The organism is Candidatus Alistipes pullistercoris (assembly GCF_027665465.1).
GTDB lineage: Bacteria > Bacteroidota > Bacteroidia > Bacteroidales > Rikenellaceae > Alistipes_A > Alistipes_A hominis.
Genome location: NZ_JAQDED010000006.1, coordinates 47260 through 71562, shown reverse-complemented (window position 1 = coordinate 71562; position 24303 = coordinate 47260). Strand labels below are relative to the sequence as shown.

Below are 24303 nucleotides of genomic sequence, written 5' to 3'. Positions count from 1 at the left end.
CGGATAGAAAAAACAGCGGTTCGCTTGAGAAAGCGAACCGCTGTTTTTTATTCGTTCAGCGTAAATAGATCGAAGCCATTCCGCTGAACGGTTTTTTACAACTCCTTGACCCGGATGTTTTTGAATTTGACCAGGGAGCCGTGACCGAGGAATCCGATATGGCCCTTTTCGTTTTTCAGGCCCGGGTGATCCTTGTGGTCGATCGTTCCGTTCTTGCTGGCTTCGGCGATGTTGCCTTCGAGGATCACTTCGCCGTTCAGCGTAACGCGGATGTCGTTGCCCTTGATTCGGATCTCTTCGCTGTTCCATTCGCCGACCGGTTTCAGGAAACCGCGTTTGGCCGGAATAACGCCGTACACCGAACCGTGATACTGGTATTTCTCGAGCTGGCTGTAAATCGGGGATTCGTTGTCGAGCACCTGAATCTCCATGCCGACATAAGCGGCATCGCCTTCGAGCGGGGCCCGGATTCCGATCCCGTTGTTCGCGCCTTCGGTCAGCATGAAGTCGAAGCGGAAGACGAAGTCTTTGTACTCGTCGACCGTATATAGGTTGCCGCCGCCGCCGTTGCCCGGATAGAGCACGATCGCTCCGTCTTCGGAGACATAATCGCGCGTATTACCCGTCCAACCGTGCATGTTCGTGCCGTCGTACAGCAGTTTGAAACCTTCGGCTTTCTCTTCGGCGGACAGTTCGGTCGGTTTCACCTGCGGCAGTTCGTTGATGTAGAGGTTGCGGAAAGCGGTTTTGGTGCCGTGCGCCTGCAGTTCGATCTGTTCGATCGGGAAGATCGCCTGGCTGCGGTCCCAGAAGTTTTCGAGGATCACGTTGTCGACTACCTTCTCGCCGTTCAGCAGTACGGTGACGCGGTCGCCTACCATCTTGATGTAGAATGTATTCCAAGTTCCCAACTTATTGTCGGCCACTTTGGACGGCTTGCTCGGATTGACCTGGTTGTTGTAGAGTCCGCCGGAACCGACTTCGGCGCCCACGTTACGGCGCGCCGTATCCCAGATCTGCACCTGCGGCGTACCGCGCAGGTAAATGCCCGCATCGGCCTCGCTACCTTCGGCATAGAGTTTCCAATCGACGTACATTTCGAAATCGCCGTATTGTTTTTCGGTGCAGATGTTGTCGAATCCGTGTCCGACGTATTCCATCAGTCCGTTGTTCACTACCCAGTCCTTGCGCATCGTTTCGTCTGCGGCGGCCTGTTTCTTGGCCAGTTCCGCCGGTTTCATCTTGGCGCGGGCGATCGGGTTTTCGACAAGCCCTTTCCACCCGGTCAGGTCTTTGCCGTTGAACATCGAGACGAAACCGCCCGTCGCCGGCAGCGAAGCCAAGTGTTTTTGCACCTCTTCGCGCTGGTAATTGCTGTCCTTGTCTTTGTTCAGTTCCACAGCCTTTTTCAGTAGTTCGGTAACGGCCGGGCCGTAGAATTCTTTGTGGGCCAGAGCCGTCCGGATTACGGCCATCACAGCGGCCTGAGAAACGTCCGCGTCGGCGTTGCCGAGGTATTTTCCGGCAAGCATCATCCCCTGGAACGTCTTGTTGTTTTCGAGTCCCTGAAGCGCTTTGGTTTCGATCTTACGCGCATCGGCGGCGGATAGGGCTTTGTTCGATCCGGCTATATCCAGCACGTCGGACAGCAGCAGCGTCTTGTTTTCGGGCGTTTTGTCCGATGCGGCGATCCGCTGTACGTACACGTCGAGCGCTTTGGCCGCATAGGCGGCATCGTCGGCGGCCGCGATTTCGGCCAGTTTGTCGGCAGCGGCCATTCCCTTGATATTCAGTAGCGCATAGAACGCGTTGTCCTTGTCGACGGCCGAACCGCTGTCGAAGCCTTTCGAGATAGTTTCCATTGCGTCCGGCAGCCCTGCTTTCGCCAGAACGGCGTAGTACAGCGATTTCTTGGCTCCGCTTTTGGCGATGCGGTCGCCGATCGCTCCGGCCTGTTCGTCGGGAGTCAGTTCGCGCAACGCTGCGACGATGGCGTTCTGAATCGCTTCGGTATTTTGGTCGTTGACCGACTGCTGTTTTTCGAGCATCGTGTACAGGGCGGGGAGGTCTTTGGCCGACGCTACGGCGGGCAGCGCCGCATAAGCGGCCTGTGCGACGGCGGCATTGGCATTCCGGGTCGCATCGAAAACGACGCCGGACTGATCCTGCGCGCGGCGGGCGGCGAGTACCGTGATTCCGCGGACGTCTCCTTTCTTTTGAACGATCTCGGCCGCTACCGGATTGACGTTCCCTTTATAGGCGAGTAGGCATTGGGCAGCCGTATTGGCTCGGGCCTGGTCGTGCTCGCTGTCGGTCGCCGTCAGGATCACTTCGCTCAGAGCGGCGGGAACTTCCGATCCGCCGATCTGCGTCGCTGCCCACATAGCGGCTTCGCTAAGTTCCGCATCCGCATCTTTCAGATAGGGCAGGATAGCCGGCAACGCCGTTTTCGCTCCCTGGTTGCCGAGGTAGTTGACAATGTCGGTTTTGGCTTCGTTGTCTTTCAGTTTGCCGAGCGTAGCGCCCAGTTCGGTGTAGAACGCGTCGTCCGCATACGGAGCGGCGAATCGCAACACGTTGTTGCGGTAAGCCCGTGCGGGATCTTTCATCGCTTTCATCGCATAGGCGACCGGACTCTTCTGTAGCGACAGCAGGATTCCGGTGGCTGCGATACGGGCGTGTTCCGATCCGGCGGCTGCCGCTTTTTTCAACAGTTTACCGGCTTCCGCAGCGGCCAGTTTGTCCTGTCCGTCTGCTTTCAGCTTTTCGATCAGGCAGATATAAGCGTCCGTCGCGTCGCCGTCGTAGTTAGCGTTTGCGGCTGCGGCGCTCAGCACGGGAAGCGATGCGGCCGTACCGATTTTCGACAGGGCGTAATAAATCGACTTGTCGGCGCTTTTATCGTTGCCTACCCAGGCGATCAGAGCCGTTTCGACGCCTTCGTTGTCGATGCCCGCGTCGCCTGCGGCCTGAGCCAGCGCGTTTTTATCGCCTGTCCCGGCAACGATCGCCTGGGCGATCGCCGTTTCGGCTTCCGGCGTTCCGTTCGAAACGAGCGCAGTCAGCGCGGGGCCGCCCAGCCGTTGATCGCCGATCAGACCGGCCAGGACGTCGACGCTCTCCTTTTTGCCGCATTGTTGCAGCAGGCGGATGTAGAACGCCTTGATTTCGGCATCGTTGCTTTTTTTCAGTCCGCGGATAATCCCGTTGACGAACTCTTTGCGCGCTTGTTCACGGTCGGGGCCCGAAACGAAGGCCGACCAGCCGGACAGCGCGTAGCTGACCGGAACGTTGTTCGTATCGTCGAACATGGATACCAGCATGTCCACGCCCTCAGCTCCGGTCGAAACCAGATCGTTCATCAACCGGTCGTATTCGGCTTCGTTCGGGGCCGGCATCAGACCCAGCGCATCCGATACTTTGGTTTTCCACGTGCGGTTCGGATTGGTCTGTGCAGACAGGTTGCTGCCGGCCAACGCGAACAACGCAAAAAGAACTAAAACTATCTTTTTCATCATAATTATCGTTAATCGGGTTAGACGTTAAATGGCCCAGGGGGCGCGCATCGGTTGGTCGATCAGCCGGTTGGCCGCATCGTCATCGACGAACAGCAGCTTTTCGGGATCGAATTTCAGCGAACGTCCCAGACGCAGCGCCACGCCGCCCATATTGACGATAGTCGCCGAGCGGAACCCGTTCTGTTCGTTCAGGGCGAATTTCTGACGGTTCTTGACGCAATGCAGGAAATCGGTCTGCTGCGGCATCGGGTCGGGAAATTCGGCCAGTTTGCGTTCCCAGTCCGGAATGTCGCACTGGAAATTGGGGTATACTTTTCCGTTCGGGCCCTCGATGTAAGGATCGCTCGGACTGCCGTTGTCTTCGCCGTACAGGATGATTTTGCAGCCGTCGTCGTAAGTATATTCGATTTTACGCCACGTACCCACCGCGTCGGGATGCTGCTGCGGCGCGTCGATCTCGACCGAGATCGGGCTGGTTTCGTCCTTACCGAGCAGGTATTGCACCGGGTCGATGTAGTGCTGTCCCATATCGCCCAGTCCGCCGGCGTCGTAGTCCCAGTATCCGCGGAAGGTTTCGTGTACGCGGTGCGCGTTGTAGGGTTTATAAGGAGCCGGGCCGAGCCACATGTCGTAGTCGAGTTCGGCGGGGACTTTCTGTTCTTCGAGTTTTTCGTTGCCGACCCAGAAAAATTTCCAGTTGAAGCCGGTATGCTTGCTGATCGTCACTTTCAACGGCCATCCGAGCATACCGCTGTCGACCAGTTTTTTGATCTTGTCGACGGTCGTGTTCATACCGTAGAACGTGTCGGTGAAGCGGAACCATGTGTTGAGGCGGAAAATATTGCCGTGCTGTTTGACCGCTTCCATCACCCGTTTGCCTTCGCCGATCGTCCGCGTCATCGGTTTCTCGCACCAGATGTCCTTGCCGGCGCGGGCGGCGTCGACCGACATGATCCCGTGCCAGTGCGGCGGGGTGGCGATGTGTACGATATCGACGTTCGGATCTTCGATCAGTTTCCTGTAGTCGGAATAGGTGGCCAGTTTATCGCTGGCCAGTTGCTCGCCGGCCGCCAGATGATTTTTGTCCACGTCGCAAATGGCTACCAGGCGGGTGCCGGCGTAGCCGTAATGACCGCGTCCCATCCCGCCGACGCCGATGATGCCCTTGGTGAGCTGATCGCTCGGAGCCGTGTATCGCGTTCCGCCGAGTACGTGACGGGGAACGATGGTCAGGGCGGCCATTCCTGCGAACGTTTTCAGGAAATCCCTTCTTTTCATAAGTTTGGTATTTTTTGAAGATTAAGTTAAGTATTGCGTAAACGATGCGGAGGGATTTTTCCTCCGCATCCCGTTATTAGTCTTTCAGGTAATAATCGACGGACGTTACGACGCGCACCGTCTTTATATAGGGCGTATTGGCGTCCCGGTCGGAGATCGAGAACTGTCCCTGGTTGGCAAATTTGATCTTTCCCAGTTTGCTTTTCGAATCGTGCGCGAATTTTTCGCCGGCGATGCGGGCGTTCTCGGTCGCTTCTTCGATCATTTTCGGTTTGATCTCGTTCAACGCAGTGGAAGTGTACAGGAACTGCGTTGTGAAACGGTAATCCCCGCCGGTGATGGCTACGCCCTGTTTCAGTAGGTCGCTCTGGCGCGACATCAGTTTGACCACCAGATCCACCTTATCGGTCGTAACGGTCAACACGCTGGTTACGTTGTAACGGTATTTGACGCTTTGAGGGCCGTAGCGTTCGGCGTCCATGTCGATGATTTCCGCCGGGGCGATCGTAATTTCGTCGTCCGTGATGCCGTTCGACTTCAGGAAATCGACGATTTTCGCATTGCTCGTTTCGAGCGTATTGTAAAGTGTCATCAGATTGTCTCCGACTTCTTTGTAGGCCAGCGGCCAGATCACCCGGTCGGCTTTTACCTCTTTTTCCGAAAGTCCTTTGACGGAAACGACGCGTTCGCTGTCCTTGAAATGTACGATGCCGCTCCGCAGCATCCATCCCGCTACGATCAGGCCGATCGCCAGCAGGGCGCATTCGACCAGGTAACTTTTTGTCTTTTCCATAATAGCAGCTTTTAGTATTGTTGTTTATTCAGGATGCAAATCCTTTTTTGTTGCGGATTTTCGGTTAAACGGGAAGCCTAATACGACAGTTTAAAATTAATAAAAAGATTTCAAAAAACAGCAAGGCTTTCCGGGATAAAGTTCCGACTCCTGTGTAGTAGGTTGTTTATCAGTATGTAATGATGCAATATAAAAAAGGCCCCTCGAAAGGGGCCTTTTTTATGAATGACGGAGGAAGCCTACAACTGGGCGATTCCAATGATTCCTTTATCCGATTTCTCGATGAAGTCGATGATGTACTGTATCTCGGGACTCATCGGGATGGTCTCCTTGATTTGGATCAGCGCGTTTTCGAGGCTGGTTCCGGATTGGTAGATCTGGCGGTAAGCCTTTGCGATGTCGTCGATGATATTTTCCTGAATTTCGCCGACTTTAGACAACAGTACGGCGTTCACTCCATAATAAACGATCGGGTTGTGCGCGGCTACGATGAAGGGCGGTACGTCCTTGTTGGCCCGGCATCCGTCCCGGAGTAGCGTCCAACTGCCGATGTGGCAGCCGTGCTTGAGGATAACGCCGCTGCCGAGGATCGCCTTGTCGTCGATGACGCATTCGCCGGCGGTCTTGGCTCCGTTCCCGAGAATGCATTTGTTGCCGATCTTCGTATCGTGCGCTACGTGAACGCCTTCGAGCAGGAAGTTCCCGTCGCCGATCGAAGTGACGCCGTCCGGATAGGTAGCCCGGTTGACGATCGCTTTTTCACGGATCGTGTTGTCGTTGCCGATTACCAGGATGGTATCCTCCCCCTTGAACTTGAAGTCCTGCGGGGCGGCGCCCAGGATGGCGCTTTGGTAAACGGTGTTGCCGGTTCCCATCCGGGTGCCGTCCAGCACGCTGGCGTAAGGCATGATCGTACAGTTGTCGCCGATTTCGACATTCTTATCGATGTATGCGAACGGGTAGACGGTCACGTTCTTCCCGATTTTCGCACTGGGGTCTACATGAGCTAATGGACTGATCATATCGCTGTGTTTTTATCGTTATTCGTTGCGTCCTCCGCCCAATGCGTTGTACAGGTTGACGATGGCCTGTATGCGATCGAACTGGTCGGATACGTTCGACAGCTGAGCGCTGAGGAGCGATTGCTGCGCCGTAAGCACTTCCAGGTAGGTGGAAGTTCCTAAAGTTAATAATTCCTGCGTATATTCGACCGATTTTTCCAGGGAATTGATCTGTTTTTTCCGCTGAACGATTTTGTCTTCGGCCGACTGGTACTGGCACAGCGCGTTGCTGACCTCGCTGCCGGCATTCAGGATTGCCTGCTGGAAACTCAGCAGCGCTTCCTGCTGCTGGGCCTTTGCGATCCGCAGCCGGGCCGTATTGGCGCCTTTGTTGAAGAGAGGCTGCGTCAGCGAGCCGAGGGCCGATGCGATCATTTTGCCCGGGTTCGCCACCATGCTACCCAGTTGGTTCGTCCATCCGAAGTTTCCCGAGATCGACAGCGACGGGTAGAAAGCCGACCGGGCGGCGTTCGTGTTGTAGAACGTGCCGGCGAACGCCATCTCGGCCGCCTTGACGTCCGGACGGTTCGACAACAATTGTACCGGAACGCCGGCGTTCATCATCGCGGGGAACGATTGCGATTTCAGGCTGCCCCGTTCGATCTGCTGCGGAGCCTCTTTGAGGATCAGCGACAGCGCGTTCTCGATCTCGCGGATCTGCTGTTTGAGTTCCGGGATCGACGCTTCGATCATGTAGCTGTTCGCTTCGCTCTGCACGATGGCCGCTTCGTTCACCATGCCGGCCTCTTTCATCGCCCGCATCGTCTCGACGGTCTTCTTCCACAGTACCGAAGTATTTTCGGTGATGGCGAGCTGTTCGTCGAGCATCAGCAGCGTGTAGTAGTAGTTCGCTACGGCGGCGATCACCTGGGTTTGGACGGCTTGCTTGTAGGCTTGACTCTGCAGGACGGCGGCTTTCGCTCCCCGTTTGGCGTTCAGCAGTTTGCCGAAAATGTCGATTTCCCAGCTGGCGGCGATCGGGGCGCTCCATGTCCACGTCCGCCTGTGATTTTCATACCAGCTCAGGCCGCCCTGGGGGGCCAGGTTCAGCGAAGGCGTGTAGGCCAGGCGCGCCGACATCAGGCCCGCTTCGGCCTCCTGAACTTTCAGGATGGCCGTCTGCAGGTCGGTGTTCTGTTCCAGCCCCAATTGGATCAGGGACTGGAGCTGCGGATCGGTGAATACTTCGCGCCACGGCAGGTCGCCCATGTTGGTCGTATCCGAAACCAGCGTGTCGGTTGCCGAGACGGGATCGCGGTACAACCCTTTCGTGTCCATTTCGGGCCGGCTGTAAGGCTTGTATATGTTGCAGCCGCTTACCAGCGCTGCAAGGCATACGATATATATGAACTGTTGTTTTTTCATCTCCGTTATTTCGTGTATTGTTCGATTTCTGCTTCGATTTCGGTGTTGTCGGTATCGTCCCAGTGCAGCGGCTTGAACCGTTCCTGCAGATGCTGGAAGGCGACGAACAGCGCCGGTACGACGAAGATCTGGCAGATCATACCGATCAACATACCGCCGATGGCTCCGGTTCCCAGCGTGCTGTTGCCGTTGGCTCCTACGCCGCTGGCGAACATCAGCGGCAATAGGCCGATCACCATGGCCAGCGAGGTCATCAGGATCGGGCGCAGACGGGCCGACGCTCCGAGTACGGCTGCCGAGACGATGCTCATGCCGGATTGGCGTCGTTCGAGGGCGAACTCGGTGATCAGGATGGCGTTCTTGGCCAACAGACCGATCAGCATGATCAGGGCGATCTGCATGTAGATGTTGTTCTCGACGCCCATGAATTGCGCGAAGATGAAGCTACCCATCAGACCGGCCGGGATCGAAAGGATTACGACCAGCGGAAGGATGTAACTTTCGTACTGGGCGCTCAGCAGCAGGTAGACGAAGACCAGACACAGGATAAAGATAATGGCCGTGGTGCTTCCGCTGCTCTGCTGTTCCTCGCGCGTCATACCGGAATACTCGAATCCGTAACCGGAAGGCAGCGTTTCGTTGGCGACTTCCTGGATGGCCTGAATAGCCTGTCCCGAACTGTATCCGGGTTTCGGGTTTCCGTTCACTTTGATCGAGGTAAACATGTTGAAACGCGAGATGTTGTCCGGGCCGTACACCCGTTTGAGCGTAATGAACTGGGTGATCGGCGCCATTTCGTTGCCGTTGCGCACCTTGATGCTGTTCAGCGTTTCCGGATTGACGCGCAGTTCGGCGTCGGACTGGATCATTACGCGGTACAGGCGGCCGAAACGGTTGAAGTTCGACGCGTAGATACTACCGTAATAGCCTTGCAGGGCGGCGAGCAGCGTTTGCGGACTCAGGCCGGCCTGTTTACATTTGGCTACGTCGATATCGACCATATACTGCGGGTAGAACGGGTTGAACGCGCTGTAGGCCATTGCGATCTCCGGACGTTGGTTCAGCTTGCCGATGAACTGCTGCGAGATGTTGAAGAACGTGTTGATGTCGCCGCCCGTTTTGTCCTGCAGGTTCACTTCGAAACCGTTCGAGGCGCTGTAACCCGAGATCATCGGCGGAGCGAAGATAAATACCTGGGCGTCTTTGATCAGGTTGCGCGTCTGCATGGTCAGCATACCCATGATCGCATCGACGTTCTGTTCCTTGGTACGTTCTTCCCACGGCTTGAGTTTACAGATAAACGTACCGTAGGCGCTACCCTGTCCGGCCATGAAACTGTATCCGGCGATTTCGGTACGGCTTTTCAGACCCGGGGTGGCTGCGAGCAGGCTGTCTATCCGAGCCATGGCGGCTTGTGTCTTTTCCAGCGAAGTTGCCGGCGGCATGCTCACGGCGACGAAGAAAGTACCGGTATCTTCGTTCGGCACCATACCCGTCGGAGTGATTTTCATCAGGCCGAGCAAAACGACCACCGAAGCGATGACCAGGCCGAAAGCGAGCCATTTCCGTTTGATGAACAGGTTGACGCCTTTTTTGTACTTGGTCAGCGTGACGTCGTAAGCGACGTTGAAGGCTTTATGGAACCGTTTGATCGGGCTCAGTTTTTTCTGTCCCTCTTCCTCTTTCTGGTGCGGTTTCAGGAACATGGCGCACAGTGCAGGACTCAGCGTCAGCGCGTTGATGGCGGACAGGCCGATGGCGATGGCCATCGTCAGACCGAACTGGCGGTAGAACGTACCCGACGTACCGGTGATGAAGCTTACCGGAATGAACACGGCCATCATCACGAGGGTGATCGACACGATAGCTCCCGAAATTTCGCTCATCGCGTCGATAGACGCTTTCAACGGCGATTTATAACCCTGATCCAGTTTGGCATGTACCGCCTCGACGACCACGATGGCATCATCGACCACGATGGCGATCGCCAGCACGAGGGCGCAAAGCGTCAACAGGTTCACGCTGAATCCGATCAGGTACAGGACGAAGAACGTACCGATCAAAGCTACCGGGATCGCGATCGCCGGGATCAGCGTCGAGCGGAAGTCCTGCAGGAAGATGAACACCACGAGGAACACCAGAATAAATGCTTCGATCAGCGTTTTGAGCACTTCATTGATGGAGGCGAACAGGAAATCGTTCGTATCCATCATGATTTCGTAGTCCACTCCCGGAGGGAAATCCTTGGCGGACTGCTCGAGGATTTTTTTAACGTCGTTGATAATCTGCGTAGCATTCGAGCCTGCGGTCTGGTAAATAATGAACGAGGTACCCGGATGGGCGTTCGAACGGGTCGAGAATGCATACGAAAGTCCGCCCAGTTCGACACGGGCGATTTCGCCGAGTCTCAGTACCTTGCCGTCCGGGGTCGCCCGGATTACGATATCTTCGAACTCTTCGGGCGTAGCCAGGCGTCCCTTGTACCGCATGATATATTGGAAAGACTGGTCGCCGCTTTCGCCGAACTGTCCGGGCGCGGCCTCGATGTTCTGTTCGGCGAGTGCGCTGATAACGTCCGTCGGCATCAGCATGTACTGCGCCATCACATCCGGTTTCAGCCAGATACGCATTGAATAATCGGCGCCCATCATCATCACGTCGCCCACGCCGGGTACGCGCTGAATCTGGGGAACCAGGTTGATCTGAGCATAGTTTTTCAGAAAGTTCTGGTCGTATTCGTCGTTCGGACTGAAAACCGTGCCGACCAGCAGCATACTGGTCTGCCGCTTGCTGGTGATCACGCCGACCTGCGTAACTTCGGACGGCAGCAGACCCTGGGCTTTGGCGACGCGGTTCTGCACGTTCACCGCGGCCATGTCGGGGTCGGTTCCCTGTTTAAAATATACGTCGATGCTCGCATCGCCGGTATTGGTAGCGGTGGAGGTCATGTACATCATGTTCTCCACGCCGTTGATCTGCTCCTCGAGCGGTGCGATCACACTGTTCAGTACGGTTTGGGCGTTGGCGCCGGTGTACGACGTGCTGACGTGCACGGTCGGCGGCGCGATATCCGGATATTGAGTTACCGGCAGCGAAACCAATCCCAGCACACCCAATATCACGATAAGAATCGAGATCACCGTGGATAGTACCGGGCGTTTTATAAATCTGTCTAATTTCATAATTCTGCTTTTTTATGCGAAATTCATTCCCCGGGCGTTTATTTTGCTGCACCTTTGGCTGCTGCGGCAGCGGCTGCCTGTTGAGTCGCCTGTTGCATTTTGGCGGCTGCCTCTTCCGGGGTGATCGGTTTGATCGGCATACCGTTCTTGATAAAGCCTACGCCCTCTACGACGATCCGGTCGCCGGGGTTCAGACCTCCGGTTACGACATACTGCTGGCCGTTATTGATCGGCAATACCTGAATCATCGTCTGGTTTACCGTCGAACTGTCCGTTACGACGAATGCGAAGATCTTATCCTGGGCTTCGACCGTTGCGCTCTGCGGAATCACGATCGTCGAATCGAGTTTTTCCGGAATCAGGATGTTGCCCGATCCGCCGCTGCGCAATACCTGGTTCGGATTTTTGAATGTGGCGCGTACGCGGGCTCCGCCGGCGGTCTGGTCGATCACGCCGCTCAGCGTTTCGACGGTGCCCTTTTCCGGGTAGATCGAGCCGTCGACGAGCTGCAGTTGCACTTCCGGCATCTTCTTCAGCGATCCGTCGGTCGTCATCTTCAGCAGTTCTTTTTCGTTCAGCGAGAAGTAGACGTACATTTCCGAATTGTCCGCTACGGTGGTCAGCGGGGTGGCCATGCTCGGACTTACGAGACTTCCGACACGGTACGGAATTTCGCCGACCACTCCGTTTGACGGGCTGGTCACCTGCGTATAGGAGAGGTTATTCTTCGCGTTGGTCAATTGCGCTTCGGCTTGTGCGAGGGCCGCTTTCTGCGATGCGAGGGTATTTTCGGCCATTTGCAGGTCGTACTCGCTGATGATATTTTTGCGGGCCAGTTCGCGTTTGTTGTCGGCGGTCAACTGGGCCGTCGCTACGGCTGCCTTGGCTACGTTTACGTTTGCTTCGGCCACTTTGACGGCCTCCTCGAATTGTACCGGGTCGATGATGAACAGCGTTTGGCCTTTTTTAACGGTCGCGCCTTCGTCTACGCACAGTTTGGTGATGAATCCGCTGACGTTCGGGCGGATTTCGATATCCTGGCGTCCGCGGATAGCGGCTGCCGGGTAGGTATTGTTCAGTTCAATCGAAGTCGGCTCGAGCGTTATGGTGGCGTATTCCGGTACGCCGCCCATCATTCCGGCCTGCTGTTTCGTGCCGCACGAAAAGAAAGTCGCGCCCAATGCGGTTAATAAGAAAAACCGTTGAGACTGAATAAGCATTGATTTTCGAATTTTCATATTCTTTAACTATTTGTTTGTTATTTTTCGAATGTCGTAGTGTGCGGGGGAACCGCATTCCCCATTGTCGTGCGCCTGCATGAGGTGCGACCCGTTTCGTGTTCTGCTCATGTTTTTTCGTTTTTTCCGCTATCCATATTTTTCACCATGTTTTCTTGCCTACGTCGAACGAACGGATGAATTGCCGACGAAAATCCGACAGACAAAAGTACAAATATTCGTTCGATAATCTAATCCGTGCATTCGGTAAAGTCTTTTTACTCCGGATAATACGTTATTTCGTTTTTCTTAACGTGTTTTCACCGGATAAATTGCCCGTATGATGCCGGTTTTATGTGGATTCGACCATTTTTACGGCATTTTTTCACAATCCGATTTTACCGCATTATACAGGTCGCAAATGTAAATAAGAAAACTGGAAAAACAAAAATAGTTTTCCAGTTTTTGAAAGTTTTTTACCCGATCGGTCAATTTAGTCGGGTTTTTAACCGGGTCTCGATATCCGAAAACGGGTCGAAACGGCGGTAAGGAAGCTGTTTCTACTCGAATTTCAGCTCTTTTAACTGCCCCAGTTGTTCGTAATTGGTCAGATCCACCTGGATCGGAACGACCGATACGTACCCGTTTTTGAGCGCCCATTCGTCCGTGTCGGTCGCTTCGGGCTCGGTATTTTCGAAATAACCGCAGAGCCAGTAATAGTCGTGTCCGCGCGGATCCTGGCGGCGTTCGAACACTTCCCGCCAATAGCCCCGGTTCTGGCGGCAGGGCATGATCCCGCGGATTTGTTCGGCCGGCAGGTTCGGTACGTTGACGTTCAGGCACAACGGGCGTCCGAGGTTTTCGGTCATGGCTTTTCGCACGATCGGCAGGATGTACTGCTGCACGGTGCCGAAGTCGGCGTCCTCGTCGTGGTCGAGCAGCGAGAAGCCGATCGACGGAATGTTGTAGAAACTGCCTTCGATGGCGGCTCCCATCGTTCCGGAATAGAGGACGTTAACGGCCGAGTTGGCGCCGTGGTTGATGCCTGACAGCACCAGATCCGGAGTTTCGCCGTTTTGCAGCAGGTAGTCGAAAGCGATCTTCACGCAATCGACCGGAGTGCCGTTGCAACCGTATATGGTCAAGCCTTCCTGCTCGGTCACCTTTTTCAGGTACAGCGGGCGCGTCATCGTGATGGCGTGCGACATGCCGCTTTGCCCCTCTTCCGGAGCCACCGCTACGATCCGGCCCAGCGGTCGGACCGTTTCGATCAGCTTTTGGAGTCCTTTGGCGCGGACTCCGTCGTCGTTGGTGATAAATATCAATGGTTTATGATTCATAGGCTTTGTCTGTTCGTTCAATCGTAAACTGCAAAGGTACGAAAAAACGGGCCGAATACCAACTTGGCCGAAAGCGACGATCCCGAAAGTCCGCAACATTTTCGGATTTCCGGGATCGTGGTTGTCGGGATGTTTTGCCGGCGGGTCAGCTTTGCGATTCGCGGTAGGCGTCGATCGCTTTGCGGGCCGATCCGTGCAGCAGCAGCAGGCGTTTGGCCTGTTCGTAACCGAGCCCCAGTTCGTCGGCGACCATCCGCGTTCCGCGGTCTACCAGTTTGTCGTTGGTCAGTTGCATGTTGACCATCCGGTTGCCTTTGACGCGGCCCAGCTTGATCATCGTGGCGGTCGTAATCATGTTGCAGATCAGCTTCTGCCCGGTTCCCGATTTCATCCGCGAACTGCCGGTGACCAGTTCCGGCCCGACGATCATTTCGATCGGAATATCGGCTTCGGCGGCCAGCGGGGAGTCCGGGTTGCTACAGATACAGGCGGTCAGGATGCCGTGTTCGCGGGCGCGGTGCAGCGCCCCGATCACGTACGGGGTCGTGCCCGATGCCGCGATGCCGATCACCGTGTCGAGCGGCGAGATATTCCGTTCCAGCAGTTCTTGCCAGCCCCGCTGCGGATCGTCTTCGGCGTGTTCCACCGGATTCCGCAACGCCGTGTCGCCGCCGGCGATCAGGCCGACGACCAGCGTCGGCGGCATCCCGAAGGTCGGCGGGATCTCCGAGGCGTCCAGCACGCCGAGCCGGCCGCTCGTGCCGGCTCCCAGGTAAAAGATGCGGCCTCCTTTCTGCATCCGCTCGACGATGGCGGTTACCAGTTTTTCGATCTGCGGGATCGCCTTGCCGACCGCTTCCGGGACTTTCCGGTCTTCTTCGTTGATCTCTTCCAGCAGCTCGCGGACGGATTTTTGTTCCAGGTTGTCGTGCAGCGACGCCTGTTCGGTAATTTTTACGAAAGTCATATGTTATCGTTATTGATTCGCATGGTAACGGACGAGTCCTTCCATCGGCGTGCGGACGATCGACCCGATCCGCAGACCGGATTCGACGGCGGTCTCTTCCAAGATTTCCTTATAATAATAGGCGACCGATCCGGTGAAATGCACGGGAAGCTCGCGGCAGTCGGGGTATTGCAGTACGTTCCGGCGCAGGAAGCTCGCGAAACCGTTTTTGACCAGCGCCCGGATTTCCGGTACGTCGAGGTTTTCCGCGAGAAACGGCGACAGGCCGGCGAGGAAACGGTTCGGGAACGGTTTTTTGTAAATCTGTTCGAGAATATCGGCCGGCGTCAAGCCGAAACGCGAGAGAAATTTCTCTCTGAGTCCCGTCGGGAGCTGGTTTTTCAGGCAATCGCCGACCAGCGTCCGGCCGAGAACGGCCCCGCTGCCTTCGTCGCCGAGGATGAATCCGAGCGGCGAGACGTTGGCCGTAATTTCGGTTCCGTCGTACAGGCAGGAGTTCGAGCCGGTTCCGAGGATACAGGCGATGCCGGCGTTGCGGCCGCACAGCGCGCGGGCGGCTGCCAGCATGTCGCTGCCCACTTCGATGTCCGCCGCCGTGAAACGGGCGGCCAGGACGTCGCGGATCACGGCGATCTTATCGGGGAAAGCGCAGCCGGCTCCGTAAAAGCGGATTTGTTCGATCGGACGATTTCCAAGCTGCGGGAGTAGGCCGCCGTCCACTTCCCGGGCGATTTCGTCGGCGCTCTGGAAAAACGGGTTGGTTCCGTGGGTGGCGATCCGGCATATTTCCGCGGCGCCGTCGGCTACGCACCAGTCCGTTTTGGTCGAGCCGCTGTCTGCAAGCAGTATCATATTTTGATGTAGATTTTCCGTTTATACAATGTATAACCGATTCCCCAGTTCAGCGCGACGAACAGCAGCGCGTAGACCAGCGAACCGAAGTAGTCGCCCAGCGCGGGTTTCAGGCACAGCGAGTAGGCGAACCCGTGCAGGCTCAGCAGGCCGTTTCCGTGCGGCAGGCGAATGTTGTTCAGCAGGATCGAGAGCACGGCCGCCGAGACATACAGGAACAGCGGATTGATGCCGAACGATTCGAAAAAACGGCTCCAGCGCCTGTAACCTTTGACATCGATCGTCCAGATCAACAGCGCCAGCAGCGACGAGGCCATGCCGCAGGTGACCAGTACGAACGTGGGCGACCAGATTTTCTTGTTGATCGGACAGCCGTAGCTCAGCAGCCAGCCGCACAGCATCAGCGCCGATCCGACGAGGAATAGGTTTTGGATTTTATCCGTCAGGTTCCGTGCGCCGACGAGCAGTCCTCCGCAGCAGAATCCGATCAGCACGTGGGCGATCGACGGGATCGTACTCAGCAATCCTTCCGGGTCGAAGGCGAGATCGCCCTGACGGTACATGTGCGCCGGGCCGAGTATTGCTCGGTCGACGATACCGACGACGTTTTGTTCGGAAATTTCGAATCCGTGTCCCGACAGCAGGATCGCGAAATAACCGGCGAGCAGTCCCGCGGCGATCCACGGGATGCGCCGGTGGCGAACCGTTACGGCGATCAGCGCCGCCGCGCCGTAACTCAGCGCCAGGCGTTGCATCACGCCGAGGATCCGCATCCGGTCGAACGTCCAGCACGAACGTCCGATCCGTTCCCAAAACGGAACTCCTTCGTCCGACAGCGCGTTGAACGTGCCGCAGAATCTTGAGAACCACCCGATCCCGACGCCTATCAGGAAGATCACCAGTACTCGCCGCAAGATTTTCCGGACCGTGGCGCGGCTGCACCGGAAATCGAATTTTTTCAGCGACAAGTAGGTCGATGCCCCCATGATGAACATGAAGAACGGAAAGACCAGGTCGGTCGGCGTCAGTCCGTTCCACGAGGCGTGTTCCAGCGGAGCGTAGATCGCGCTCCAACTGCCCGGGTTGTTGACCAGGATCATCCCTGCGATCGTGATCCCGCGCAGGATATCGAGGGCCAGCAGGCGTTTGTTTTCAGCGGCGTTCATTCGTCCGAAGGGTTATGGTTGTTCGAAAAATTCCAGAATCCCGCGCATCAGGCTGTCGCGCCGTTCGTCCGTAAGGACGGTCTCGAACGGGAATCCGAGCGTGCAGACCTTGTAGGCGCCTTTATAAGCCACTCCCGCGCTGAGGTTGTTTTCCGTATAACGGAATACCGTGAAGGCGCCGTCGGCAGCCGGTTCGATAGCGTCGGGCGATTCGACGACGTAACAATCGCCGTTGAGTTCGTGGTTGTAGTCGTAATCTCCTTTCAGCGTTTTGTACGGCGAGGCGACGCTCCGGACACTGCCGCGAACGGCCGCCCGTCCGGTACGCAATTTGAATTTCAACGTGTTGGCGGCGAATTCCTTCGATGCCCCGGTCGTGTCGCTTTCCCACAGGTCGGAACCCACGTAAGCGCCGCTGACCAGCAGGTTGCCCCCGCCGTTGCAGTAGTCCGCGAGGGCCAGTTGCAGTTCGGGCGGGAAAGCCCGGAATTCCGGCGGACAGGCTCCGCGCGCCAGGACGGTTTCGCGCTGCTTGCCGAGGATCAGATCGACCGCTCGGTAGTCGCCGAGGTTCACCTCGTCGTCGATGACCGATTCGTTGCTGCACGACACGAACGAATATCCGGCGCTGACGATCGAGCGGCCGTGCAGGGCCGGATAATCGAACGTATTGCCGGCGATGACCTCTTTCTCGTAATCCGCGCGACTGGCCCCGAAACCGGCGGCATCGTCGTCGGCATACGGCGCCGGACGACGGAATTCGTACTGGCTGCCGATAAAGCTGATGTCCTGCCCATCTGGCACGCCGTGGTCGATTTCATCGTAAAAACCGGCCAGCGAGTCGCATACGAAACTGTACGGCGCGCTGATCCGGTCGAATCCGTTGATGACCAGCACCGTCCCTTTCTCGTCGGGAACTCGGCAGGCCGAAAGGATTTCGGACGGGAAACTTTCGCCGCCCCGGTTCAGCGCTGTCACTTTGTAACTGTATATTTTGCCGGGCTGCTGGTACAGCTTGATACGGTTTTCCGCGACCGGAACCCCGTTGTCGAAGCCGCCGTCGCCGATCCGGGTGTAGAGCACGTATCGTCCTGCCTGGGCGGTCGGCTCCAGCGGGTCGGCGACCGGCTGCCAGTTCAGTTCGACGCTGTCCCGCCCCGCGAATGCGATCCGGAAATGGTCGACCGGCAGCGGTTGTACGACGCAATCCTGCTTGTACTGGAATGCCAGGAACCGCAGGATGCCTTTATAAATCGCCCGGCTGACCGTAAAGCGGAAACGCGGGTCGAGGCCGTAACGCATGTCGGCGAAATTCTGGTGCGACAGCAGTTCGAGCAGCATGGCCGGCACTTCCGGGACGTGCGCTTCGAAATAGGCTTTGTCCCACATGCCGCGACGCGACCATTCGGGTTCGTACAACGCCTGTATATCCGATACGATCTGCGATTGCACCAGGTCGGTCAGGTCGCGCGACAGGTCGCGGGAGGCGCCGTTCGGGTAGAGTCCGTCGTCTTTGTGCGTATAATAGATGCCCAGCGTGCCGATGATCGAGTCGTTCATCGTCGTTCCGGCGTCGGAATGGAATGCCAGCGATAGGTCGACCGGAATGTGCAGCCCTTCGCGGTCGGGGGCGTTCTTCGTCCCGCCAATCAGGTAGTTCACCCACAGGCCGCGGCACAGGTAGTCGTCGCGGTAGTCGTTCGTATGCCTCGTGGCCGAATAGACCGAATCCGGAAATCCCGCCCATTGCAGCCAGTAGCGCGCACCTTCGGTGAAACGGGGATAGCCGCTGGTCTCGTATGCGTAGTCGATTTCCGGATTGCGTTGTTCGGCCGGCATGATCCGGGCGATGTTGCCCTGCCCGCCGCCGATTTTGACGGCGTCGGCCGTGACGATCCGACCTATCTTATGCGACAGATTGCTCAGCGTAACGCAGCCCGATTCGGAACATCCCGCATCGAAATCGAAGTGCCCGAGGTAGATCCATGTGCCGCCGCCCATCGTTTGGTTGACGCGGAAACGGGTCGTTCCACCTTTGTGGCGAACCGTGTAGACCGCATCGTCCGTGCTGTTCGGCAATGTTTTATAGGAGACGTAAACGGCATACCGGCCGCCTTTCGGAATGTCGGGCGTCCAACGTGCCGTGCTGACGTCGTCCGGATGACCTACGGTCACGGCCTGCCGGAACGTTCCGTCGCGGAACGGGTTCTCGGCATCCTTGTAGCTGGATTGTTTGTAGGCGAAGCCGGGCTCCTCGCCGGTCGTCCAGGGTTTCGTCCCGTTTCGCTCTTCGTAACGCGACGCGCCCGCTATCGCCGGGTCGTTGTCTGCGATCGCCTCTTCGGTCTGTACGTCGCGTTCGCGCGGCATCAGGACGTAGGCCCCGGCGTTTTCCAGCATCGGAACCAGGTAGGGCAGCACGTAGCTCTGCGTGTAGAGGTCTTCGACGATCTCGAAAATACGTGCCCGCTGCCACTCCCAGCGGTTCAGTTTCGGTTCGAAATAGTATCCGTGACTTTGCCACAGGGCGATGTGGCGTCCGTCGAGTCCGGCGGTCGGCCGGTAGGGCCGATCCGCCCGCGTGACCAGCGGCTCGGGCGATTTCGTGACGAAGCGTTTTCGGCTGCGGTCGGCTTTGCTGCGCAACGGGGCGGGGATCAGTTCCTCGATCCGTTTTCCGTCGGAGAACAGGACGATCTCCTTGCGTTTGAACCCGGCCGGCAGCAATTCTCGGATACCGTCGTAAATTCTCCGGACGTTGTCTTCGCGGAACGGGATGTAGGCGCAGTTGTCGCCGGCATAGAGTTCCAGCGTTTTTTTGTCTGCGGCCACCGAGTCGATCGTAATCCGGCCCGAGCGGATCGTCGTGCGGGCCGTTTCGGTGAGCAGGTCCCCGATCCGGTCGCGGACATCCTGCGGGAGCGGCTGGGCTTGCAGCGGCAGAGTTGCCGCGAAGAACCCCGACAACAGGAACGCAAGACGGACTGCGTGCGTTTTTTTTATGATTTTCATTTTTTTCTGATTAGCAGGCAAAGGCCTGCAAATGTAAATAATGCGTTGAATATCAAAAGTTCGTAACTGAACGAATAACCGTTGAACCAGGTTTCCGAGTGACTGTCCAGTACGAAACAGAGCACCGGAGACAGCAGCGCGACGAGCGGAACCCAACGGTCCCGAACCGGGCGTTTGGTGAAAATGCCGAACGCGAACATGCCGAGGATCGGACCGTAAGTGTAGCTGGCCAGGACGTAGACGGCGTCGATGACGCTCGTGTTGTTCAGTACGTTGAAGATCAGGATTACGACGCCCATCGTGACGGCCATGCCGACGTGCACCCGCTTGCGGATGCGGGCCGTCCGGGTTTCGTCGTGTTTTTTCGTGCTTCCGAGAATATCGACCGTGAACGAGGTTGTCAGCGAGGTTAGCGCCGACCCCGCCGCCGAATAGGCTGCCGAAATCAGTCCGAGCACGAACAGAATACCGACGATCACCGGGAAGTAGCCCTGCGTCGCGATCATCGGGAACAATTCGTCGCTTTTCTGCGGAACCTGCAGGCCGTTGCGTTCGGCGAACGTGTAGAGCAACACTCCGAGCATCAGGAACAGCAGGATCACGAACAGTTGCAGGATGCCGCTGGTTACGATGTTTTTCTGCGAATCCCGGAAATTCTTGCAGCTCAGGTTGCGCTGCATCATGTCCTGGTCGAGGCCGCTCATTGCGATCACCGTGAAAACGCCCGCAAGGAACTGCTTGAAAAAGTAGCGTTTGTCGTTTATATCGTCGAAAAAGAAGACCTGCGAATAGTCGTGGACGGCGATCGTCCGCACCATCTGCCCGAAGCCGAGCTGCAGGTCGGACGCGATGTAACAGATGCACAGTACGACGCTTACTACGAGGCAGAACGTTTTGAGCGAATCGGTCCAAATCAGCGATTTGACGCCGCCGCGGAACGTGTAGAGCCATACGAGCGCCATCGTGGCGGCGACGTTCCAGACGAATCCGATGCCGAGCGGTTCGAAAACCAGTAGTTGCATGACGATACAGACCAGGAAAATCCGCACGGCCGCCCCGAGCATTTTCGAGATGAAGAAGAACCATGCCCCGGTTTTGTAGGAGGAGGCTCCGAAGCGGTTTTCGAGGTATTCGTAGATCGATACGAGCCGCATCCGGTAAAACAGCGGGATCAGCACGAACGCGATGATCAGTTGTCCGGAGAGGAACCCCAATACCATCTGCATGTACGAGAAATGGCTGGTCGCCACCCAACCCGGTACCGAGATGAACGTAACCCCCGAAATGCTCGACCCGATCATCGCGAAAGCCACGACGAACCAGGGCGATTTCCGGTTGCCGACGAAAAATCCCTGGTTATCGGCCTTCCGTCCGGTCACGTAGGCGACTGCGAACAGCACGGTAAAATAAGCCGCGACGGTAACGAGGACTAAAGCAGGGGTCATATTCCGGATCGGTTTGGTATCCCAAAGGTACGAACTATTTTAGAAAAAACGGCAGATTACGAGACGGTTTCCGTCGGATTCCGTTCGGTGGGGGACGAAAGGATTTCGCGGGTTTTCCGTTTTACGCCGGAGTCGGGTAAAATTGCCTGTGCGGAATCGTCGGTTCCGGCGTTGAATATCGGATAGAAGCGAAAGGCCGTCCCCGAACCGGGAACGGCCTTTCGAACATCGGTTTCCGAAACCGGAGGCGGTTATAGGGTCCGTAACGCTTCGTCCAGGTCGGTTTTGAGGTCTTCGACCGCCTCGATGCCGAGCGATAGCCGCAGCAGGTTCGGGAAGACGCCGGCTTTGCGCTGTTCGGCTTCGCTGAGCTGGGCATGTGTCGTCGATGTCGGGTGGATGATCAGCGACTTCGTGTCGCCGACGTTGGCCAGGTGGCTAATCAATTCCAGGTGGTTGATGACCTGAGCCGTCTGTTCGGCGTTGCCTTTGACGCGGAACGACAGTACGCCGCCGAAGCCGTGGCGCAGGTATTTTTTTGCCAGCGCGTGGTGCGGACTGTTTTTGAGGCCGGGATAATTGACGCTTTCGACCTTCGGGTGTTTTTCGAGCCATTGCGCGATTTCCAGCGTGTTGTCGACGCTGCGTTGTACTCGCAGCGACAGCGTTTCGAGGCCTTGCAGCAGTTGAAAGGCATTGAACGGGCTCAGGCACGGTCCCAGATCGCGCAGTCCTTCGGCACGCGTGCGGATTGCGAACGCGATGTTGCCGAAGGGGCCGTCGCTGCCGAATACCTCCCATATTTTCAGCCCGTTGTAGCTTTCGGTCGGTTCGCTGAAGGCCGGGTATTTGCCGTTGCCCCAGTCGAAGTTGCCGCCGTCGACCACTACGCCGCCGAGGCTGGTGCCGTGTCCGCCGATCCATTTGGTCGCCGAATGCGTCACGACGTTGACGCCCCATTCGATCGGGCGGAACAAGTAACCGCCGGCCCCGAACGTGTTGTCGGTGATTACGGCGATGTCGTGCTTACGCGCCAGTTCGACGATCGGTTCGAAGTCGGGCACGTTGAACTCCGGGTTGCCGATGGTTTCCAGATAGATCGCCTTCGTTCTCGGATCGATCAGCGAAGCGATGCTCCGTACGTCGTCGCCGTCGGCGAACCGTACCTCGATACCGAAACGGCGCAGGGCGACTTTGAACTGATTGTGCGTGCCGCCGTAGATGTACGAGGTGCTGACGATGTTGTCGCCGGCTTCGGCGAGGTTGCTGATGGCCAAAAATTGCGCCGACAGGCCCGATGCGGTCGCTACGGCCGCCGTGCCGCCTTCGAGCGCCGCAATGCGGTCTTCGAATACGGCCGTCGTCGGATTGGTCAGTCGCGTGTAGATGTTGCCGAACTTCTTCAGAGCGAACCGGTCGGCGCCTTCCTGCGCGTCCGAAAAGACATACGACGTGGTCTGGTAAATGGGAACGGCGCGCGAACCGGTCGTGGGGTCGGGCGCCTGTCCTGCGTGAACCTGCAGGGTGTCGAAGTGATAATTTCTTTTGCTCATGGTTTTATTTTTTTGATTGGTTTGTGAATTCGGGATACAAAAAAATCCGGCTCGAAGGCCGGATCGTTATGATTGTGTCGTTTTGAATCGGTGCGGGGCAGACAAACAGAATCACATCCGGCGTAAGCAGGAAGACATGCACATACCCATCGTCATCCGGCAGGAAGCCCGGAGTGCTGCGAAACGTTCGTATGCGCTGTTGTTTGTCATTTCATTCATGTTCCTGCGGCAAATATATGCATTTCCCGTAAAGTTGGTGCGTTTTCCGCAAATTTTTTTAATTTTTTTTAGTTTCTGCAAACGAAAGGCTGCGCGTCTGTCAGGATTCGGACCAGATACGGGCCAGGTTTATAATGGTTTGCACGGCTCGTTGCATCGTGTCGACCGAACAGTACTCGAATTTGCCGTGGAAATTCATGCCGCCGGTAAACAGGTTCGGGCACGGCAGGCCCATGTACGATAGCCTCGCCCCGTCCGTGCCGCCGCGGATCGGACGCACGATCGGCGCGACGCCTGCCTGCCGCATCGCTTCCATCGCCTTTTCGATCACTTCGGGATACGGTTCGATTTTTTCGCGCATGTTGTAGTACTGGTCCTTCAGCGTCAGGCGGATGACGCCTTCCCCGTATTTCTCGCCGAGCAGCGCCACGGCGTCGGCGAGATAGCGTTTTTTCGCTTTGAACTTTTTGTGCGAATGGTCGCGGATGATGTATTCCAGCGAAGCCCGTTCGACCGTTCCTTCCAATCCGACCAGATGATAAAAACCTTCGTAGCCCTCGGTGTGTTCCGGACGCTGGGCGGCGGGCAGCAGCGCGTTGATTTCGCAGGCTACCTGCAAAGCGTTGATCATTTTGTCTTTGGCGTATCCGGGATGGATGTTGCGTCCCTGCACGGCGATTTCGGCGGCGGCCGCGTTGAAGTTTTCGTATTCGATCTCGCCTTCGAAGCCGCCGTCCATCGTGTAGGCGAATTTCGCCCCGAACCGCTCTACGTCGAAGAAATCCACTCCGCGGCCGATCTCTTCGTCCGGCGTGAACCCGATCCGGATCGTGCCGTGTTTCGCTTCGGGGTGGGTCGTCAGGTATTCGGCTGCGGTCATGATTTCGGCGATGCCGGCTTTGTCGTCGGCGCCGAGCAGTGTCGTGCCGTCGGTCACAATCAGCCGGTGCCCTTTGTAGAACGCCAGTTCCGGGAAATCGGCGGCGCGCATCGTGAGTTTGTCGTTCAGCGCGATATCGCCGCCGTCGTAGCGTTCGATAATGCCGGGGCGGATGTCCGACCCTTTCATATCGGGACTGGTATCGACGTGCGAAATGAAGCCGACGACCGGGGCCGACTCGCAGCCCGGCGTCGCCGGGATCGTACCGGTGACATAGCCGTTCGGATCGATCTCGACATCGTGCAGTCCGAGGGTCGTCATCTCTTCGAGCAAGTGGTTCAGCAGGGCCAGTTGTTTGGCCGTCGACGGATAGGTTTCGCTTTTCGGGTCGCTCTGCGTGTCGAAAGCGACGTATTTTAAGAATCGTTGTTCGAGGGTCATATTTTTATCTCTTT

The 24303-nt window shown here is 57.0% G+C and carries 15 protein-coding genes; all 15 read right to left on the bottom strand.

All coding sequences use genetic code 11. The features are described 5' to 3' along the window. Nucleotides 1–95: 95 nt before the first annotated feature. Nucleotides 96–3515: a DUF1080 domain-containing protein gene (locus PGR91_RS09690; RefSeq protein ID WP_118456970.1), complete on the bottom strand. Its 3420-nt coding sequence runs from the start codon at nucleotides 3513–3515 to the stop codon at nucleotides 96–98. A 27-nt stretch (nucleotides 3516–3542) separates the two neighbouring features. Then, the gene (locus PGR91_RS09685) at nucleotides 3543–4796 is read right to left on the bottom strand and encodes a Gfo/Idh/MocA family oxidoreductase (RefSeq protein ID WP_055205723.1); all 1254 of its coding nucleotides are present in this window, start codon (nucleotides 4794–4796) and stop codon (nucleotides 3543–3545) included. A 76-nt stretch (nucleotides 4797–4872) separates the two neighbouring features. Then, entirely contained in the window at nucleotides 4873–5589 is a 717-nt protein-coding gene (locus PGR91_RS09680; protein WP_055205724.1) for an SIMPL domain-containing protein, read from the bottom strand. A gap of 239 nt (nucleotides 5590–5828) precedes the next feature. Beyond that, nucleotides 5829–6611 carry an acyl-ACP--UDP-N-acetylglucosamine O-acyltransferase gene (lpxA, locus tag PGR91_RS09675; protein WP_101572172.1) on the bottom strand — a complete coding sequence of 261 codons (783 nt, stop codon included), beginning with the start codon at nucleotides 6609–6611 and terminating at the stop codon, nucleotides 5829–5831. Between the two features lie 18 nt (nucleotides 6612–6629). Beyond that, nucleotides 6630–8015 carry a TolC family protein gene (locus tag PGR91_RS09670; protein ID WP_101572174.1) on the bottom strand — a complete coding sequence of 462 codons (1386 nt, stop codon included), beginning with the start codon at nucleotides 8013–8015 and terminating at the stop codon, nucleotides 6630–6632. A gap of 5 nt (nucleotides 8016–8020) precedes the next feature. Then, on the bottom strand, nucleotides 8021–11197 hold the full coding sequence (locus tag PGR91_RS09665) for an efflux RND transporter permease subunit (protein WP_101572176.1): 3177 nt from the start codon (nucleotides 11195–11197) through the stop codon (nucleotides 8021–8023). 38 nt (nucleotides 11198–11235) lie between these two features. Beyond that, nucleotides 11236–12435, bottom strand: a complete 1200-nt coding sequence (locus PGR91_RS09660; RefSeq protein ID WP_081032653.1) for an efflux RND transporter periplasmic adaptor subunit — start codon at nucleotides 12433–12435, stop codon at nucleotides 11236–11238. Between the two features lie 539 nt (nucleotides 12436–12974). Then, on the bottom strand, nucleotides 12975–13754 hold the full coding sequence (gene surE / locus PGR91_RS09655) for a 5'/3'-nucleotidase SurE (RefSeq protein ID WP_055205814.1): 780 nt from the start codon (nucleotides 13752–13754) through the stop codon (nucleotides 12975–12977). 145 nt (nucleotides 13755–13899) lie between these two features. Next, the gene (gene murQ / locus PGR91_RS09650; protein ID WP_055205729.1) at nucleotides 13900–14721 is read right to left on the bottom strand and encodes an N-acetylmuramic acid 6-phosphate etherase; all 822 of its coding nucleotides are present in this window, start codon (nucleotides 14719–14721) and stop codon (nucleotides 13900–13902) included. Nucleotides 14722–14730: 9 nt separating this feature from the next. Then, complete coding sequence (locus PGR91_RS09645; RefSeq protein WP_118656735.1) at nucleotides 14731–15573, bottom strand: ATPase; 843 nt, start codon at nucleotides 15571–15573, stop codon at nucleotides 14731–14733. Beyond that, on the bottom strand, nucleotides 15570–16739 hold the full coding sequence (locus PGR91_RS09640) for an acyltransferase family protein (protein WP_101572180.1): 1170 nt from the start codon (nucleotides 16737–16739) through the stop codon (nucleotides 15570–15572). Before PGR91_RS09640 ends, PGR91_RS09645 begins: the two co-directional genes overlap by 4 nt. A 12-nt stretch (nucleotides 16740–16751) precedes the next feature. Beyond that, nucleotides 16752–19751: a xanthan lyase gene (locus PGR91_RS09635; RefSeq protein WP_118656737.1), complete on the bottom strand. Its 3000-nt coding sequence runs from the start codon at nucleotides 19749–19751 to the stop codon at nucleotides 16752–16754. Beyond that, a complete protein-coding gene (locus tag PGR91_RS09630; RefSeq protein WP_118656739.1) occupies nucleotides 19748–21196 on the bottom strand; it encodes a sodium:solute symporter in 1449 nt (482 codons plus the stop codon). Before PGR91_RS09630 ends, PGR91_RS09635 begins: the two co-directional genes overlap by 4 nt. Nucleotides 21197–21447: 251 nt before the next feature. After that, the gene (locus PGR91_RS09625; RefSeq protein WP_101572187.1) at nucleotides 21448–22749 is read right to left on the bottom strand and encodes an O-acetylhomoserine aminocarboxypropyltransferase/cysteine synthase family protein; all 1302 of its coding nucleotides are present in this window, start codon (nucleotides 22747–22749) and stop codon (nucleotides 21448–21450) included. A gap of 319 nt (nucleotides 22750–23068) precedes the next feature. After that, the gene (gene pepT, locus PGR91_RS09620; RefSeq protein ID WP_055205734.1) at nucleotides 23069–24289 is read right to left on the bottom strand and encodes a peptidase T; all 1221 of its coding nucleotides are present in this window, start codon (nucleotides 24287–24289) and stop codon (nucleotides 23069–23071) included. Nucleotides 24290–24303 lie beyond the last annotated feature (14 nt).

Bases quoted from the DNA above. Each gene is read 5' to 3' on its own strand.
- PGR91_RS09690 (WP_118456970.1), bottom strand. From the start codon at position 3,515: ATGAAAAAGATAGTTTTAGTTCTTTTTGCGTTGTTCGCGTTGGCCGGC.
- PGR91_RS09685 (WP_055205723.1), bottom strand. From the start codon at position 4,796: ATGAAAAGAAGGGATTTCCTGAAAACGTTCGCAGGAATGGCCGCCCTG.
- PGR91_RS09680 (WP_055205724.1), bottom strand. From the start codon at position 5,589: ATGGAAAAGACAAAAAGTTACCTGGTCGAATGCGCCCTGCTGGCGATC.
- lpxA (WP_101572172.1), bottom strand. From the start codon at position 6,611: ATGATCAGTCCATTAGCTCATGTAGACCCCAGTGCGAAAATCGGGAAG.
- PGR91_RS09670 (WP_101572174.1), bottom strand. From the start codon at position 8,015: ATGAAAAAACAACAGTTCATATATATCGTATGCCTTGCAGCGCTGGTA.
- PGR91_RS09665 (WP_101572176.1), bottom strand. From the start codon at position 11,197: ATGAAATTAGACAGATTTATAAAACGCCCGGTACTATCCACGGTGATC.
- PGR91_RS09660 (WP_081032653.1), bottom strand. From the start codon at position 12,435: ATGAAAATTCGAAAATCAATGCTTATTCAGTCTCAACGGTTTTTCTTA.
- surE (WP_055205814.1), bottom strand. From the start codon at position 13,754: ATGAATCATAAACCATTGATATTTATCACCAACGACGACGGAGTCCGC.
- murQ (WP_055205729.1), bottom strand. From the start codon at position 14,721: ATGACTTTCGTAAAAATTACCGAACAGGCGTCGCTGCACGACAACCTG.
- PGR91_RS09645 (WP_118656735.1), bottom strand. From the start codon at position 15,573: ATGATACTGCTTGCAGACAGCGGCTCGACCAAAACGGACTGGTGCGTA.
- PGR91_RS09640 (WP_101572180.1), bottom strand. From the start codon at position 16,739: ATGAACGCCGCTGAAAACAAACGCCTGCTGGCCCTCGATATCCTGCGC.
- PGR91_RS09635 (WP_118656737.1), bottom strand. From the start codon at position 19,751: ATGAAAATCATAAAAAAAACGCACGCAGTCCGTCTTGCGTTCCTGTTG.
- PGR91_RS09630 (WP_118656739.1), bottom strand. From the start codon at position 21,196: ATGACCCCTGCTTTAGTCCTCGTTACCGTCGCGGCTTATTTTACCGTG.
- PGR91_RS09625 (WP_101572187.1), bottom strand. From the start codon at position 22,749: ATGAGCAAAAGAAATTATCACTTCGACACCCTGCAGGTTCACGCAGGA.
- pepT (WP_055205734.1), bottom strand. From the start codon at position 24,289: ATGACCCTCGAACAACGATTCTTAAAATACGTCGCTTTCGACACGCAG.